Source organism: Marcopretia estuarina LEGE 06307 (assembly GCF_056633115.1).
Genome location: NZ_JBSJOY010000002.1, coordinates 649,442 through 664,570, shown reverse-complemented (window position 1 = coordinate 664,570; position 15,129 = coordinate 649,442). Strand labels below are relative to the sequence as shown.

Annotated in this window: 16 protein-coding genes and 1 tRNA gene; 10 read left to right on the top strand and 7 right to left on the bottom strand. The window is 69.7% G+C overall.

What is annotated here, in order from left to right; all coding sequences use genetic code 11:
* Positions 1–333 precede the first annotated feature (333 nt).
* The 4 genes from ACWJI3_RS07535 to ACWJI3_RS07520 all read left to right on the top strand — a co-directional run bounded on the left by ACWJI3_RS07535 (position 334) and on the right by ACWJI3_RS07520 (position 2,364).
* A complete protein-coding gene (locus tag ACWJI3_RS07535) occupies positions 334–600 on the top strand; it encodes a UPF0367 protein family (RefSeq protein WP_255100680.1) in 267 nt (88 codons plus the stop codon).
* Positions 597–1,337: an ABC transporter ATP-binding protein gene (locus ACWJI3_RS07530; protein ID WP_094511591.1), complete on the top strand. Its 741-nt coding sequence runs from the start codon at positions 597–599 to the stop codon at positions 1,335–1,337. Before ACWJI3_RS07535 ends, ACWJI3_RS07530 begins: the two co-directional genes overlap by 4 nt.
* A gap of 16 nt (positions 1,338–1,353) precedes the next feature.
* Positions 1,354–1,425 (top strand) — tRNA-Asn (locus ACWJI3_RS07525).
* 150 nt (positions 1,426–1,575) lie between these two features.
* Entirely contained in the window at positions 1,576–2,364 is a 789-nt protein-coding gene (locus tag ACWJI3_RS07520) for a response regulator transcription factor (protein WP_094511593.1), read from the top strand.
* A gap of 148 nt (positions 2,365–2,512) precedes the next feature.
* Here the strand turns inward: ACWJI3_RS07520 and ACWJI3_RS07515 are convergent, their stop codons facing one another.
* The 3 genes from ACWJI3_RS07515 to ACWJI3_RS07505 are packed head-to-tail and all read right to left on the bottom strand — an operon-like array spanning position 2,513 to position 6,558.
* Positions 2,513–3,472: a DNA polymerase III subunit delta' gene (locus ACWJI3_RS07515; RefSeq protein ID WP_255141111.1), complete on the bottom strand. Its 960-nt coding sequence runs from the start codon at positions 3,470–3,472 to the stop codon at positions 2,513–2,515.
* Positions 3,465–4,139, bottom strand: coding sequence for a dTMP kinase (gene tmk, locus ACWJI3_RS07510; RefSeq protein WP_094511595.1), 675 nt, complete (start codon positions 4,137–4,139; stop codon positions 3,465–3,467). Before tmk ends, ACWJI3_RS07515 begins: the two co-directional genes overlap by 8 nt.
* On the bottom strand, positions 4,126–6,558 hold the full coding sequence (locus ACWJI3_RS07505) for a heavy metal translocating P-type ATPase (protein ID WP_480203379.1): 2,433 nt from the start codon (positions 6,556–6,558) through the stop codon (positions 4,126–4,128). Before ACWJI3_RS07505 ends, tmk begins: the two co-directional genes overlap by 14 nt.
* A 160-nt stretch (positions 6,559–6,718) precedes the next feature.
* Between ACWJI3_RS07505 and ACWJI3_RS07500 the strand changes: the two genes are divergently transcribed.
* Positions 6,719–7,240 carry a photosystem I assembly protein Ycf3 gene (locus tag ACWJI3_RS07500; RefSeq protein ID WP_094511597.1) on the top strand — a complete coding sequence of 174 codons (522 nt, stop codon included), beginning with the start codon at positions 6,719–6,721 and terminating at the stop codon, positions 7,238–7,240.
* A gap of 81 nt (positions 7,241–7,321) precedes the next feature.
* On the opposite strand, the gene radA is transcribed toward ACWJI3_RS07500, so the two are convergent.
* A complete protein-coding gene (radA, locus tag ACWJI3_RS07495; RefSeq protein ID WP_255100068.1) occupies positions 7,322–8,803 on the bottom strand; it encodes a DNA repair protein RadA in 1,482 nt (493 codons plus the stop codon).
* Positions 8,804–8,895: 92 nt separating this feature from the next.
* Here radA and rpaB point away from each other — a divergent pair, with 92 nt between their 5' ends.
* Genes rpaB through ACWJI3_RS07470 form a run of 5 tightly spaced genes read left to right on the top strand, consistent with a single transcriptional unit; the run spans position 8,896 to position 13,715 of the window.
* On the top strand, positions 8,896–9,642 hold the full coding sequence (gene rpaB, locus ACWJI3_RS07490) for a response regulator transcription factor RpaB (protein ID WP_094511601.1): 747 nt from the start codon (positions 8,896–8,898) through the stop codon (positions 9,640–9,642).
* Positions 9,623–10,996: a phosphate acyltransferase PlsX gene (gene plsX, locus ACWJI3_RS07485; RefSeq protein ID WP_094511603.1), complete on the top strand. Its 1,374-nt coding sequence runs from the start codon at positions 9,623–9,625 to the stop codon at positions 10,994–10,996. The genes rpaB and plsX overlap by 20 nt, the downstream gene beginning before the upstream one ends.
* A gap of 51 nt (positions 10,997–11,047) precedes the next feature.
* Complete coding sequence (locus tag ACWJI3_RS07480; protein WP_480203378.1) at positions 11,048–12,040, top strand: beta-ketoacyl-ACP synthase III; 993 nt, start codon at positions 11,048–11,050, stop codon at positions 12,038–12,040.
* Positions 12,041–12,093: 53 nt separating this feature from the next.
* Positions 12,094–12,993 carry an ACP S-malonyltransferase gene (fabD, locus tag ACWJI3_RS07475; protein WP_094511607.1) on the top strand — a complete coding sequence of 300 codons (900 nt, stop codon included), beginning with the start codon at positions 12,094–12,096 and terminating at the stop codon, positions 12,991–12,993.
* Positions 12,990–13,715 (top strand): lysophospholipid acyltransferase family protein, encoded by a 726-nt coding sequence (locus tag ACWJI3_RS07470; protein WP_094511609.1) that lies wholly within the window; start codon positions 12,990–12,992, stop codon positions 13,713–13,715. Before fabD ends, ACWJI3_RS07470 begins: the two co-directional genes overlap by 4 nt.
* Here the strand turns inward: ACWJI3_RS07470 and ACWJI3_RS07465 are convergent.
* Genes ACWJI3_RS07465 through ACWJI3_RS07455 form a run of 3 tightly spaced genes read right to left on the bottom strand, consistent with a single transcriptional unit; the run spans position 13,657 to position 15,106 of the window.
* The gene (locus ACWJI3_RS07465; protein ID WP_480203356.1) at positions 13,657–14,214 is read right to left on the bottom strand and encodes a YdcF family protein; all 558 of its coding nucleotides are present in this window, start codon (positions 14,212–14,214) and stop codon (positions 13,657–13,659) included. The genes ACWJI3_RS07470 and ACWJI3_RS07465 overlap by 59 nt on opposite strands.
* Positions 14,214–14,855, bottom strand: a complete 642-nt coding sequence (gene tsaB / locus ACWJI3_RS07460) for a tRNA (adenosine(37)-N6)-threonylcarbamoyltransferase complex dimerization subunit type 1 TsaB (protein ID WP_255100071.1) — start codon at positions 14,853–14,855, stop codon at positions 14,214–14,216. Before tsaB ends, ACWJI3_RS07465 begins: the two co-directional genes overlap by 1 nt.
* Positions 14,855–15,106 carry a Ycf34 family protein gene (locus ACWJI3_RS07455; protein ID WP_094511615.1) on the bottom strand — a complete coding sequence of 84 codons (252 nt, stop codon included), beginning with the start codon at positions 15,104–15,106 and terminating at the stop codon, positions 14,855–14,857. Before ACWJI3_RS07455 ends, tsaB begins: the two co-directional genes overlap by 1 nt.
* Positions 15,107–15,129 lie beyond the last annotated feature (23 nt).

Below are 15,129 nucleotides of genomic sequence, written 5' to 3'. Positions count from 1 at the left end.
GAGGACGTCGAACCATCCCCGAGCCGAAGGCGCGCGCCCTACAGCAATCGTCATGATGAAGAGGCTTCATGAAGCTTTACAAGGGCACTGTACGGAAATCAGCCGGTGGCCGGGGCTTCCGCCGCCCTGGCCCGGGGGCAATGAGTACTTGCACTCACCGGCTCCGTCAGCCCCAGGCCTTGCGGCCGCCCCGGTCGTCTGAACCGCACCGGAAGCAGCCCTGAATCCAGCCCCGAGCCAAACCGGAGCCAACCGGGAGCCGGCCGGCCCTTCAGCGGAAACCGCAGCGCCGCGCCATTCGCCAGAGTGGCGGCTGCCCTCACCGAAACCGCCGTGTACGTCGTCGAGCTCTCGCTCAAGCTCAGCCCCATGCCCGTCTCGGTCCAGCGCAAGGAACTGGCCGACGCCCAGGCCCTGTATGGCCAGATCAAGGCGGTCCTGGAGAGCGGTCAACCGCGCGTGCTCGAACTCAGCTGCGAGAAAGCCGAGGAGAAACGGGTCAGCCTGCTGAGCAGTGAGCTGGTGGCCGTTCAGCTCTACGAACGTTCGGCCGCGGGTGGCACCGGCACCAAACGTCCCGGCTTCAGCGTCGACAGTTGACCAGCTCGCCACCGGCCCATGCCAGCGCCGGTTTCTCCGCCCCTGATCCTCCGCTGGTGGTGGAGAACCTGGGGTTCCGCTGGCCCAACGGCAGCCTCGCCCTTGACCACATCAACCTCGAGGTGCCCCGTCCAGGGCTGTGGATGCTCGTGGGGGGCAACGGCAGCGGCAAGAGCACCCTGCTGCGGCTGATCGCCGGGCTGCTCGATCCGCAGCGAGGGCGGATTCACCGCCAGCGCACGCCGGCTCTGGTGTTCCAGAACCCCGACCACCAACTCTTGCTGCCCAGCTGCGGCACCGACCTCCAGCTCTCGTTGGCGGAGGGCCTCAGCCGTGAGGAGCGGCGCTGGCGGGTGGCCGAAGCCCTGGCCCAGGTCGGCTTACCTGGCCTGGAAGGGCGGCCGATCCACACGCTCAGCGGCGGCCAGAAACAGCGGGTGGCCATCGCCGGTGCCCTCGCCAGCGGTGCCGACCTGCTGCTGCTCGACGAACCCACCGCCCTGCTCGATCCAATCAGCCAGACGGAGGTTCTGGAGTTGATCCATCGCCTCTGCCACCGGCAGGAGCGACCCCTCACCGCCCTCTGGATCACCCATCGGCTGGAGGAACTCGAGCGCTGCGACGGGGCCGTGCTGATGGAAAGCGGGCGCATGGGCCGCTGGCAGGACGGGCCGGAACTGTGCCGGCGCCTTCGCGGCAGGGTCTCCCTCTTGCCTGGCGGCGCGACCGAGGGGTAGGTTCACCGGGTTGCCATCCTCGGTAGCTCAGCGGTAGAGCGGTCGGCTGTTAACCGATTGGTCGCAGGTTCGAATCCTGCCCGGGGAGTTCCTGTTCGCCTTGCCGCAGCGCTGCCTGCCGGTTGTTCACGTTCCAGTGGAGCGGTTGCCAGGATCGTGTTCCATACTTCTGCGAAAGCAGCTCATACGGCCTCTTCGAATCCAACGGATTGCCGCTGTCACCCGCCCTGCGCCGCCCATGAAGCCCTGCATCCTGCTGATCGAAGACGACAGGGACATGCGTGAGCTGGTGGCTGCCCATCTGATGCACGGCGGCTTCCAGGTGGAATGCGCCGAAGACGGCATCAAGGGCCAGGCCCTGGCCCTGCAGGCCCATCCCGACCTGATCCTGCTCGATCTGATGCTGCCCAAGGTGGATGGCCTCACCCTCTGCCAGCGCCTGCGCCGCGATGAGCGCACGGCCGGGATCCCGATCATGATGATCACGGCGCTCGGCGGCACCAAAGACAAGGTGAGCGGCTTCAACTCCGGCGCCGACGACTACCTGACCAAGCCCTTCGATCTCGAAGAGCTGCTGGTGCGGGTGAAAGCACTGCTGCGGCGCATCGATCGCGCCCCTCTGGCCGAAAAACACAACGAGATTCTCAATTTCGGGCCTCTCACCCTGGTGCCCGAGCGGTTCGAGGCCATCTGGTTCGATCAAGCCGTCCGGCTCACCCACCTGGAGTTCGAACTGCTCCACTGCCTGCTCCAGCGTCACGGTCAGACCGTGGCCCCCTCGCTCATCCTCAAGGAAGTGTGGGGCTACGAGCCCGACGACGACATCGAGACCATCCGGGTACACGTGCGCCACCTGCGCACCAAGCTCGAACCCGAACCGCGCAAACCCCGGTTCATCAAAACGGTCTACGGAGCCGGCTACTGCCTGGAACTGCCCACTGGCCCCCAGCTGGAACAGCAGGAGCGGCTGGTGCGAGAGCTTCGGCAGGACACGCGCGACCAGCTGCGCTCGCTCGAATCCGCCTGATTCCACCGACCATCTGCTGCTGAAGCGGCACCGACACACCCGGAGCGCTGCTTCAGCGACTCCCCAGGCGCCTGTCAGAGCTTCGCGCTGTTGTCCGTCAAGGGGCGCGTGGCGCAGGTGGCGGTCAGATCCCCCTGGAACTCCAGGCTCACACCAGCGATCCGCCCAGCTCCAGCAGCGCCACTTCCCAGGCCAGCCGGGGTTGCACAGCCCCCTGCAACTGGCGCCGGAGGCGCTCGATCCGCTGCTGATCGGCCTGGCAGAGATCGCGGCGCCAGCTCTGCAGTTGCCACCAGTCGAGCAGCCACAGCTGAAGATCCAGATCCAGGGCTTCGGTGAGCTCACGGGCCAGGGCCAGCGCCTCCAGCGGTTGGCCCGGCCGCTCCAGCAGCCGCTCCGCCAGCCCCGGTGGCAGGGCCTGCCATTGCTCCCGGTGGCGCAGCAACGCCCCCGGCGAGCCGGCCGCCAGCGCGATCAGGCCGGCGGCCTCTGGCCCCTCCGCCACGGGTGAGAGATCGGCGCGGCGGTGCAGCACCGCCTGCAGGGAGGCCGGATCCAGCCGGCTGAACACGATCTGCTGGCAACGGGAGCGAATCGTGCTCAGCAGGCGCTCGGGAGCGCTGGTCAGCAGCACGAGCAGCCCGTTGCCGGGCTCTTCCAGGGTTTTGAGCAGGGCATTGGCCGCCCCCTCCGCCATCATCTCCACCGCCTCGATCACCACAAGGCAGTGGTCGCCCTCCAGCGGCCGACGGGCCAGGAAACGGCTGATCGCCCGCACCTGCTCCAGGCGCAGCTGGGGCAGCGACCGCTTCGCCACTCCCTGGGCGATCGCCTCCGAACGGGGGATCAGCTGGCCCTGGTGCTGGTAGGTGGGCTCCACCCAGAGCAGATCCGGGTGGTTGCCCTCCTCCAGCCGGCGTCGCAGCGGGGCTGAACCAGCGATCCCGGCCAGGACGCCCTCGAGGAAGCGCAGAGCCGCCAGGCGCCGTCCCACCCCATCCGGCCCGCTGAACAGGTAGGCCGGCGCCAGCCGCTGGCGCTGCAGCGACGCGGCAAGCAGGGCCACGGCCTGGGGCTGGCCGATCAGGTCGGCGAACAGATCAGCCATCGCAGCCACCAGCAGCGGCGAAACGGCACCGCAGCAGCGCCGCAATCGCTTCCGCCACCTGTTCGGGAGCAGCGGCAGCCTCCACCCGCGCCCAGCCCCGCTGCGCCGCCAGCTGGGCGAATCCTCCAGCCACCCGCTGCAGGAAGGGCAGTCCCGCCGACTCGATCCGATCGGCGGGCCGGTGGCCGCGACGCTCCAGTGAGAGCGGCAGGGGCAGGTCCAGCCAGAGGGTGAGGTCGGCCGTCAGGCCGGCGGTGGCGATGGCCTCCAGCTGGCCGATCAACGCGAGATCCAGGCCACGGCCATAGCCCTGGTAGGCGGCCGTGGAGCCGGCAAAGCGGTCGCTGATCACCCAGTGGCCCGCCGCCAGGGCGGGCGCGATGCGGGCCTCCACGTGCTGGGCGCGGTCGGCCGCATAAAGCAGCAGTTCCGCGGTGGGGCAGGGGCTGGCCGCCTCCGGCGGATGCAGCAGCAGCTGCCGCAGCGCCTGGCCCAGCGGCGTCCCTCCCGGCTCGCGGCACACCACCAGCTCCGCCCCGGGCGCCAGCAGGCCGCTGCTGGGCAACCAGGCCTGCAGGCGTTCGAGCTGGGTGGTCTTGCCACAGCCATCGATGCCCTCCAGCACGAGAAAGCGCCCCCTGGGGCGATCGGGGTCAGGCTGGACCATGCAGCAGCAGCGCGTTCACCACCACGGTGATCGAGCTCATCGCCATCAGCAGGGCCGCCAGGGGTGGGGAGAGCACCACACCGAAGCCTGGCAGCAGGGCGCCGGCGGCGATCGGCAGCACCACAAGGTTGTAGCCGAAGGCCCAGAAAAGATTCTGGCGCACCTTGGCCAGCGTGCGCCGCGCCAGCTGCAGCGCCAGCACGAGCGAGGACAAGCGGTCGCCAAGGATCACCAGATCGGCGGTGTCCTGAGCGATCTGGGTGCCGGTGCCCACGGCGATGCCGAGATCGGCCGCCGCCAGAGCGGGCGCATCGTTGATGCCATCGCCCACCATCGCCACCGGCCCCAACTGCTGCCAGCGCACGATCTGGTCGAGCTTCTGCTCGGGGCGCAGTTCCCAGGCAAGGGCGTCGTCCGGCAAGCCGAGCCGTTCACCGAGGCGCCGCACGGCAGGCTGCCGGTCACCGCTGAGCACGCCGAGGTTCAGCCCCATGGCACCGAGCTCCTGCACGGTGGCGACCGCATCGGCGCGCGGTTGGTCGTGCACCGCCACGAGGCCCAGCAGGTGGCTGCCGACCGCCACGGCCAACACCGAGCCGCCGTCGGCCTCCAGTGCTGTGAGCCGCTGGCGGAGCGGAGCGCCCAGACCAACCCCTCGCTGCTCCAGCCAGTCGAGGCGACCCACCCGGCAAGGGCCGCTGACCCCTTCCAGTTCCCCCTCCACCCCGGCCCCGGCGAAGGTGACGCAGGTGCTCACCGGCCAGAGAGGAAGCTGGCGGCGCTCCGCCTCCTGCAGCAGGGCATGGGCGAGCGGGTGGCGGGTCTGCTGCTCCAGGCTGGCCGCCACACGGATCAGGGCATCGGCGTCGACCAGCTCGCCCGCCAGCTGGTGAGCTGGATCCGTGGGGGACAGTTCGATCGCCACCACCAGGGGGCGGCCCAGGGTGAGCGTGCCGGTCTTGTCGAACAGCACCGCCTGCAGACGCGCGGCGGTCTCGATCGCATCGCCGCCCCGGAACAGCACACCGGCCCGGGCCGCCAGCCCTGAGCCGACTGTGATCGCCGTGGGGGTGGCCAGGCCCAACGCACAGGGGCAGGCCACCACCAGCACGGAAATCGCCAGCTGCAGGGCCAGGCTGAACGGGGTCTCGACGGCGGCCCCCGCCAGCCCGTGGCCGGAGCCTCCCATGCCCATACCACCAAGGCCGTGCCCACCGAAGCTGTGAGCAGCCCCGGCGCCATGGCCCAGCAGCGGAGCCACCATCAGCACATCCGGCCACAGGCGGGTGCCCCACAGCCACCAGAACAGGAAGGTGGCCAGGGCGAGAACAAGCACCAGCACGGTGAAACGGCCGGCCACCCGGTCCACCAGGCGCTGTATCGGCGCCTTGCGGGCCTGGGCCTGCTCGACCAGCGCAATGATCCGGGCCAGGGCCGTCTCCGCACCGGCGCGGGTCACCTCCAGCACCAGCGGCGCCTGCAGGTTGAGCATGCCGGCCGCCAGCTCACAGCCCGGGCGGGCCTCCAGCGGCAGGGGTTCGCCGGTGAGACTCGACACATCCACCGCCGAGCAGCCCTCCAGCACCACCCCATCCACCGGCACCCGGTCGCCCGGCAGCAGTTGCAACCGATCAGCGGGCCGCAGCCCTCCCACCCGCACCTCTCGCGGGGGGCCATCGCCCACCAGCAGCAGCGCCGTTTCGGGTTGGAGCTGGGCCAGCTGCTCCAGCGCCCGGCCGGTGCGGAAGCGGGCCCGTTCCTCCAGGAAGCGGCCCAGCAGCACGAAGCCGAGCAGCATCACCGGCTCATTGAAAAAACAGGGCCAGCCCGCCGCCGGCCAGAGCAGGGCCGCCAGGCTGGCGAGGTAGGCGCTGCCCATGCCCAGGCCCACCAGGGTGTCCATGCTGGGCATGCGGTGCCAGGCGCTCAGGGCGCCGCGCACCAGGATCGAACGACCCGGCAGCGCCAGGGCCAGGGTGGCCACGAGGGCGTGGAACCAGAGCGCCGCCAGCAGGGCTCCGAGCGGGGACGCCAGCAGCGATGCCGGCAGGCTGCCCGCCTCCGCCAGATGGCCCAGCACCGACACCACCAGCAGCGTCAGCGCCGCGATCAGCTGGCGCCACTCCAGCCACCAACGATGGCGCTGGGCCAGCTCGGCCGCCGTGGGTGCCGGCAGCGACTGATCACGCAGGCGCGCCGCAAAGCCGAGCCCCTCCAGGCTGGCCAGCAGGGCCGCCACCTGGGTGTCGAGGCCTGGCTGCGCGGCCTCGACAGGAGCGGCCAGGCCCACCCAGGCGGTGTGGGTGAGCAGGTTCACGCTTGCCTGGTGCACACCGGGCACGGCCAGCAGGCGCTTCTCCACGGCACGCACACACCCCCCGCACTTCATGCCGTCCACCTCGAGCAGCACCGGCACCAAGGGACGGGGCGACGGTGCAGCCGGAAGCGGTGAGACGGCGGGGCCGGGGGAAACCTGAACCACTGGGATCGGCAGCTGGGTTTCAGGCTAGGGATGGCCACCGGCAGAAGCTGGCTCGCCGCGCAGGCGTCAGGATGGGTCCACAAACCAGACCGTTCCCGTGCCCCGCAGCCAACGCAACGACAACTTCATCGACAAGAGTTTCACGGTCATGGCGGACCTGATCCTCAAGGTGATTCCCACCAACCGGCGGGCGAAGGAGGCTTTCGCGTACTACCGCGACGGCATGAGCGCCCAGGGCGATGGCGAATATGCCGAAGCGCTGGAGAACTACGAGGAAGCCCTGAAGCTGGAGGACGACCCCAACGACAAGGCCTTCATCCTCTACAACATGGCGCTGGTGTTCACCAGCAACGGCGATCATCAGAAGGCGCTGGAGTTCTACGAGCAGGCGCTGGATCTCAACCAGCACATGCCGCAGGCCCTCAACAACATCGCGGTGATTCACCACCACCTCGGCTCCCTGGCGGAAGAACGGGGCGACACCGATGAGTCGGACCGCTGCTTCTCCCGCGCCGCCGACTACTGGACCAAGGCGATCCGCATGGCGCCGAACAACTACATCGAAGCCCAGAACTGGCTCAAGACCAGCGGGCGCGGCAACGTCGACGTCTACTTCTGAGCCTCGTCGGGGCGCCTGGGCAGGGCGTTGCCCGGGGCGGGGTGTGGCCTGGCCGGGGCAGGGTGGAGCCGCCGGCCCGGCTCAGTCGGCAGCAGGGTCAAACCCCAGCCCGGCCACCAGGGCCTCCGCCACAGTGGCGGCTTCCAGCAGCTGGAGATCAAGCCCGGCGGCGATCGCCCCGAGGCCGCTGCCGCGCGGCACCACCGCCCGGCGGAACCCCAGCCGCGCCGCCTCCTGGAGGCGCAGCTCCAGCTGGCCCACCGGCCGCAGCTGCCCCCCCAGCCCCAGCTCCCCTACCAGCACCGTGCCGGCCGGCAGGGTCAGATCGCGGTAGCTGGCCACCACCGCCGCGGCCACGCCGAGATCGGCCGCCGGCTCCTCCACGTCGAGGCCACCGGCCACCGCCAGGTAGCAATCGAAGCGGGAGAGGGGCAGCCCCATGTGCTTTTCAAGCACGGCCAGGATCTGATGCAGCCGGTTGATGCCGATGCCGGTGGCCGTGCGGCGTGGGCTGGCATAGCTGGTGGTGCTCACCAGGGCCTGCAGCTCGACCACCAGCGAGCGGGTGCCTTCACAGGCCACGATCGTGGCGGTGCCGGCGGCAGGGCCGTCATGACCGAGGAACAGCTCGCTGGGATTGGTGACTTCCGCCAGCCCCCGGTCGCGCATCTCGAACAGGCCCAGTTCGTGCGTGGCACCGAAGCGGTTCTTCACCGCCCGCAGCAGCCGGTGGCTGGCGAAGCGGTCGCCCTCGAAGGTGAGCACCGCATCGACGAGGTGTTCGAGCACCTTGGGCCCTGCCAGCATCCCCTCCTTGGTGACATGCCCCACCAGCAGCAGGGCGGTGTCCTGGCGCTTGGCCAGCCGTTGCAGGGCACCGGCGCATTCGCGCACCTGGGCGACCGATCCCGGCGCGCTGCTGAGCTGGTCGTCATGCAGGGCCTGGATGCTGTCGATGATCGCCACCGCCGGCCGCAGCGCCTCAAGCTCCTGCAGCACCAGCTCCAGATCGGTTTCCGCCAGCAGCTGCAGCCCGGCACCCGCCGGCACGGCCCCATCGGCCCCAACCGGCTGCTCCGCAGCGCCGGCATCTGGCGGGGCGAGCCGGCTCCAGCGCAGGCGAACCTGCTGCGCCGACTCCTCGGCGCTCACGTAGAGCACCGAGGTGATGGCGGCCAGCGCCTGGGCGCTCTGCAGCAGCAGGGTGGATTTGCCGATGCCGGGATCGCCCCCCACCAGCACCAGCGCCCCGGGCACCAGCCCGCCGCCCAGCACCCGATCGAACTCGGCGAAGCCGCTGGGCAACCGCTGGAGCGGCCGCTCCACCGCCATCAGGATCGATTCCGAGCGCCGGGGACGCCCTGGGGCCAGGGCCGCCTTCTCGCCCGCACCGGTACGGGCAGGCGCGCCCTCAGGGGCGGCGCGGCGGCGGCGGCCATCAGCGGCGGGGCCGCTCTGTTCCACCAGCGTGTTCCAGGCACCGCAGCCATGGCAGCGGCCGAAGAACTGGCGGGTCTGAGCTCCACAGGCCTGGCAGATGAACAGCGGTGCGGATCGGGCCACGGCGGTGTGTGAAGAATGGTGGCGTTGGGTGAATTTGCCGCCCCTCCGACCAGTTCAGTGGTCAGGACTTGTGTACCCAGGCCGGCGCAACCATGACGGCTTCCTCCTCCGCCAAGGAAACCATCCTGGTCGTTGACGACGAGGCGAGCATCCGCAGGATTCTCGAAACCCGCCTCACGATGATCGGCTACGACGTCGTCACCGCCTGTGACGGCGTGGAGGCGCTTGAGGCCTTCCGCCATTCCAGCCCGGATCTGGTGGTGCTCGACGTGATGATGCCCAAGCTCGACGGCTATGGCGTCTGCCAGGAGCTCCGTAAGGAATCCGATGTGCCGATCGTGATGCTCACCGCTCTGGGCGATGTGGCCGACCGCATCACCGGTCTGGAGCTCGGTGCCGACGACTACGTGGTGAAGCCCTTCAGCCCGAAGGAGCTGGAGGCCCGCATCCGCTGCGTGCTGCGCCGGGTGGAGAAGGAGCAGGTGGTAGGCATCCCCAACTCCGGCGTGATCCAGGTCAACGAGCTGCGCATCGACACCAACAAGCGCCAGGTGTACCGGGGCGAAGAGCGCATCCGCCTCACCGGCATGGAGTTCAGCCTGCTGGAGCTGCTGGTCAGCCGTTCGGGTGAGCCCTTCAGCCGCGGCGAGATTCTCAAGGAGGTCTGGGGCTATACCCCCGAGCGTCACGTGGACACCCGGGTGGTGGATGTCCACATCTCACGGCTGCGTTCCAAACTGGAAGATGATCCAGCCAACCCCGAGCTGATCCTCACCGCACGGGGTACGGGTTACCTGTTCCAGCGCATCGTGGAAGCCGTTGCCTCCGAAGGACTCTGATTCAGAACTGAGACAACGCCGCGCCAAACCCAGCCGCGCGATCCGCCGGCTGGTGGTCTGGTATCGCCGCAATGCGACGGTCACCAGCCTGGTTGACACGGCCACCTCCTCAGCCAGCACTGCCGCCTCCGCTGCTTCCGCCGCCGCCTCGGTGGCCGGCTCGATGGCCTCGGCGGCAGGTTCGGTGGCCTCCTCCGCCGGCACCATGGCGGGATCGGTTGCCGGCACAGTGCTGCAGCCGCTGATGAGCTACCCCCGCCGGCGCCTGCAGACCGGTGGCGATGGGTCCGCTCCGATCCGCGACCGTGACCGCATCTGGATGGCCGTCGACGGCATGGGGGGAGACCATGCCCCCGGCCCGATCCTCGAGGGCTGCCTGGCCGCCGTGCGCTGCCTGCCGGTGAAGATCCGCTTCGTGGCCGAAGCCGCGGCGGTGCAGCAGGCCGCGGCCGCCCTGAACCTGGAAGACGACCTGCGCGAGAGCCTGCAGGCCGGGCTGCTGCAACTGGTCGCCAGCGGCCCTTCGGTGGGCATGGACGAGGAAGCCACGGTGGTGCGCCGCAAGCGCGACGCCAGCATCAACATGGCCATGGACCTGGTCAAGAGCGGTGAGGCGGCGGCGGTGTACTCCGCCGGCAACTCCGGTGCCGTGATGGCCTCGGCGATCTTCCGGCTCGGACGGCTCAAGGGCATCGACCGCCCCGCCATCGGCGCCCTCTTCCCCACCAAGGACCCGGGCCGACAGGTGCTTGTGCTCGACGTGGGCGCCAACATGGACTGCAAGCCGGTGTACCTGCAGCAGTTCGCCCTGCTGGGCAGCATCTACAGCCGCGACGTGCTCGGCATCCCCCAGCCCCGCATCGGCCTGCTGAACATCGGCGAGGAGGCCTGCAAGGGCAACGAGCTCACCATCAAGGCCTACGCCCTGCTCGCCGCCGAGCAGCGGCTGCGCTTCGCCGGCAACTGCGAAGGCCGCGACGTCCTCTCCGGCAGCTTCGATGTGGTGGTCTGCGACGGCTACACCGGCAACGTGCTGCTCAAGTTCCTGGAGTCGGTGGGCAGCGTGCTGCTCGATGTGCTGCGGGCCGAACTGCCCCGGGGCAGGCGCGGCAAGGTGGGCTCCGCCTTCCTGCGCAGCAACCTGGTGCGGATCAAGAAGCGCCTCGACCATGCCGAGCACGGCGGCGCCCTGCTGCTCGGCGTCAATGGGGTCTGCGTGATCGGCCACGGCAGCAGCAAGGCCCTTTCGGTGGTCAGCGCACTGCGGCTGGCGCACCTGGCCGCCAGCCATGGGGTGATGGAAGATCTGCACAAGCTCAGCAGCGAGGAGAGCTCCGTTCCTGCCTGTGGTTGACTGAGCCGAACCGTGGGTGAGTCGGTGGCGCTTGGCCGGATGGGCGCAGGCATGGCGCTCGTGGGATGCGGCAGTTCGCTCCCCGCTCTGATCGTCAGCAACGACGCGCTGAGCCTTCGCGTCGACACCAACGATGAGTGGATCCGCAGCCGCACCGGCATCGCTGCGCGCCGTGTGGCCGGGCCCACGGAAACGGTGACGTCGATGGCCACAGCCGCCGCCCGCAACGCCCTTGATCACGCCGGCTGGTCGGCGGAGACGGTGGATCTGATCCTGCTGGCCACCTCCAGCCCGGACGATCTGTTCGGCACCGCGCCGCGGGTGCAGGCGGGGCTGGGGGCCACCAACGCCGTGGCCTTCGATCTCACAGCCGCCTGCAGCGGCTTTCTCTTCGCCCTGATCACCGCAGCCCAATACATCCGCGCCGGTAGCGCGCGCAAGGTGCTGGTGATCGGGGCCGACCAGCTCAGCCGCTGGGTCGACTGGGACGACCGGCGCACCTGCGTGCTGTTCGGCGACGCCGCCGCCGCCATCGCCGTGGAGGCCTGTGAAGGCGAGCGGGATGGCCTGCTGGGCTTCCGCATGCGTTCTGACGGCCGCCGCGCCGCCTGCCTGACCCTGGCGCAGCGGGAGGAGCGGCAGGCGCTGCTCGACGGCCACACGGCCCAGCGCGGAGGCTTCGCGCCGATCCACATGAACGGCCAGGAGGTGTACAAGTTCGCCGTCAAGGAAGTGCCGGCCGTGCTGCAGGAGCTGCTCGCCGCCACTGGCACCACCGCGGCCGAGCTCGACTGGCTGCTGCTGCATCAGGCCAACCAGCGCATCCTCGATGCGGTGGCCCAGCGTTTCGCCATTCCCAACCAGCGGGTGCTCAGCAACCTGGCGGCCTACGGCAACACCTCTGCCGCCACGATCCCGCTGATGCTCGATGAAGCGGTACATGATGGCCGCATCCAGCCTGGCCACCTGATCGCCAGCAGTGGCTTCGGCGCCGGGCTGAGCTGGGGAGCGGCGCTGCTCCGCTGGCGTGGACCCGGCGGCTGAGGGGGCTGGCCAGGGCGTCGCCGTAATCTCAGATTCCGTTCAAGACGAACAGGATGGGCATTGCCTGGGTGTTTCCCGGCCAGGGATCGCAGAAGCTGGGAATGGTGGGTGATCTGCTCGACCTGCCCGGAGCGCGCGAGCGGTTTGCTTCTGCTTCGGATCTCCTGGGCAGGGATCTGCTGGCGATCTGCGCCGGTGAACCGCTCAGTGATCCCACCGCACCGGCCGACCTGAACGACACCCGCAACAGCCAGCCGGCCCTGTTCGTGCTGGAAAGCCTGCTGGTCGATGCGCTCAAGGGGATGGGCCGCTGCGCCCATCTTGTGGCCGGACACAGCCTTGGGGAGCTGGTGGCGCTCTACGCCGCTGGTGTCTTCGACCTTGAGGCAGGCCTGGCCCTGATGCGGCAGCGAAGCGAGCTGATGGCCGCCGCTGGTGGCGGGTCGATGACCGCCGTGATCGGCTTCAACCGGGAGGAGCTGGACGAACGGATCGCCGCCAGCGAAGGGGTGGTGATCGCCAACGACAACAGCGCCTCCCAAGTGGTGCTCTCCGGCAGCACCGAGGCGGTTCAGGCCCTGTGCCAGAGAATCAACTGCAAGCGGGCGATCCCCTTGGCTGTGTCGGGGGCCTTCCATTCCCCCTTCATGGCAGAAGCCGCAGCCGCCTTTCGCCAGCTCCTGGAGCAGGTCCCATTCGCCAATGCGGCCATTCCGGTGCTCAGCAACACCGATCCCACCCCGGCCACTGACGGCGCCCTGCTCAAGGAGCGCCTGAGCGAGCAGATGGTCACGGGGGTGCGCTGGCGCGAAACCATGGACCAGTTCCCGCGGCTAGCGATCGAAACCGTGGTGGAGGTCGGGCCGGGCAACGTGCTGAGCGGCCTGCTGCGCCGGGCAGTCCCCGGCCTCGCCACCGCCCAGATCGGCGCGGCGGCCGACCTGGCGCTTTGAGCGAATCCAAAGGGCTGGATTCCTCCGATCCGCTGGCGCTGTTGAATCCACGCCCCAGCCTTACCTACCGGCTGATCAGCTATTTGCTGGTGTTCCCGCTCTACCGGATCCTGTTCCGTGGGCGCACCAGCGGCAATCGAAATGTGCCCACGGAGGGTGCACTGGTGGTGGTGGCCAACCACGGCTCCCACTTCGACCCGCCGTTGCTGGGCCACGCCTTGGGCCGACCCGTGGCCTTCATGGCAAAAGCAGAGCTGTTCAGGGTCCCCCTGCTGGGCCCGATCATTCGCGCCTGCGGGGCCTACCCGGTGCAGCGGGGGGCCAGCGACCGCGAAGCCATTCGGGTCGCCACAGCACGGCTGGCCCAGGGCTGGGCCACCGGAGTGTTCATCGATGGCACCCGGCAGCTGGACGGCCGCGTCAACCAGCCGCAGGCGGGCGCTGCTCTGCTGGCGGCACGGGCCGGCGTGCCGCTGCTACCGGTGGCGATCGTCAACAGCCACCGGGCCATGGGCGCAGGCCGTACCTGGCCACGCCTGGTGCCGATCCACATCCGTATCGGCCAGCCGATCCCGCCGCCCGCCTCGCGCCGTCGCGAAGACCTCCTGGCGACCACCCAGGCCTGCCAGGACCAGATCAATGCCTTGCTGAATGAGGGCCTGATCAGGCCCGGGTCTGAGCGTGCTGCGCTTGCGCCCAGTTCTTCAGATCCCGCCCGCTGAGCACCCACACCACGGCCCGCAGGCCGTCGCCCCAGCGCTTGGGGAGGCTCTCAGGATGGCAGTGCACCCCGCAGGACACCGCCACGGGCGTCAGCTGGATGCCGCGGCTGCCGGCCACCACCCGGCCGACCAGCAGGGCCCGGTCCATGTGATCACTGCTGGTGACCAGCAGCACGTGACGGATGCCGCCACGGCGCAGATCATCCACCACGGTGGTGAAGTTGGAAAGCGTGTCATGGGCGCGGTAATCCAGCCGGTATTGCTGCTGCCGCAGGCCTTCCTGATCGAACAGCCAGCGGGCGTATTCCGGGTTGCTGCCGCCGCTGACCACCACCGGCAGACGGTATTGAGTCGCCAAGCGCCCGGCCACCTTCTCGCGCTTCACGTCACCGCCCAGCACAAGGATGAGCTGGGGCGGCGAAGCCGGCGGCACCAGCAGGGAACGTCCCAGCCAGAAGCTGCCCGCCGTCAGCAACGTCAGCAGCACCAGGCGGCGCATCAACCCTCTCCCCCCACGGGGCTGGTGGGGTAGATCGGCAGCACCGTGCTCCAGGGGGCCGGCCCGCCGGCCAACGCCGCCGCCTTGCTGAAGGCGAGCAACTGGGCCACATCGGCTCTGGCTTCCACCACCGCCGGCAGCCGTGGGCCAGGAGGCACGGCATCGGCGTCGGCGAACAGACGCGGCGGCTGGCGCTCCACCACCCCCCCTGGAGCCCCTGCATCGAGCACGTAGGCACCCGCCACCACACCTCGGCGCGGCAGCTCGTGCAGCAGCCAGAACGGATCGGCGGCCGTCAGCGGCTCTCCGTCCTGCCAGAGGCGCCGCGCCACCAGCAGGAAACTGCTCACACCATCAAGGGGCAGAGCCAGCTGCTGGGCCAGCGTGCGGGCCATCACCACGGTGAGCCGGGTGCCAGTGAAGCCACCGGGCCCGGTGGCCACCGCCAGCCGTGCCAGCTGCGGCCAGCGGCAGGCTGGCAATACCTCCTCCACGCAGGCGAGCAGATCGTTGGAGAGCCGGCGCCCCAGCGGGAAGGTGTGGATCAAGGGCGGCGTCTCCGGCTCCAGCAGCGACTGGAGCGCCACTCCCAGCACCTCGCTGCTGCTGTGCAGGGCCAGGCCCCAGGCAGGAGCGTCCATCACCGCGGGACCGCCGCCAGAGGACGCAGCCGTTGCCAGCGGCCCGGTTCAGCCTGGAAGCTGGCGCAGGACCGCACGTCCCATTCCACGCCCACGCGGTTCTCCGGCAGATCCATCACCTGCACATGGATGCGTGGATCCACCGGGCGAAAGTCGGGGGCAACGGCGAGATGCTCGACGCCGTGCTGGCGCTCCACCGCGTGATAGGCCTGGCAGCGGTCCACCCAGTGGCAATCCACGCAGATGCACATGCCTGAGTGGTCTCCGAATGCAG

Excerpts from the sequence above, each read along its gene's own strand:
- tmk (WP_094511595.1), bottom strand. The coding sequence starts at position 4,139 with ATGGTCCAGCCTGACCCCGATCGCCCCAGGGGGCGCTTTCTCGTGCTG.
- ACWJI3_RS07520 (WP_094511593.1), top strand. The coding sequence starts at position 1,576 with ATGAAGCCCTGCATCCTGCTGATCGAAGACGACAGGGACATGCGTGAG.
- fabD (WP_094511607.1), top strand. The coding sequence starts at position 12,094 with ATGGGCATTGCCTGGGTGTTTCCCGGCCAGGGATCGCAGAAGCTGGGA.
- rpaB (WP_094511601.1), top strand. The coding sequence starts at position 8,896 with ATGACGGCTTCCTCCTCCGCCAAGGAAACCATCCTGGTCGTTGACGAC.
- ACWJI3_RS07455 (WP_094511615.1), bottom strand. The coding sequence starts at position 15,106 with ATGTGCATCTGCGTGGATTGCCACTGGGTGGACCGCTGCCAGGCCTAT.
- ACWJI3_RS07465 (WP_480203356.1), bottom strand. The coding sequence starts at position 14,214 with ATGCGCCGCCTGGTGCTGCTGACGTTGCTGACGGCGGGCAGCTTCTGG.
- ACWJI3_RS07480 (WP_480203378.1), top strand. The coding sequence starts at position 11,048 with ATGGCGCTCGTGGGATGCGGCAGTTCGCTCCCCGCTCTGATCGTCAGC.
- ACWJI3_RS07515 (WP_255141111.1), bottom strand. The coding sequence starts at position 3,472 with ATGGCTGATCTGTTCGCCGACCTGATCGGCCAGCCCCAGGCCGTGGCC.
- tsaB (WP_255100071.1), bottom strand. The coding sequence starts at position 14,855 with ATGGACGCTCCTGCCTGGGGCCTGGCCCTGCACAGCAGCAGCGAGGTG.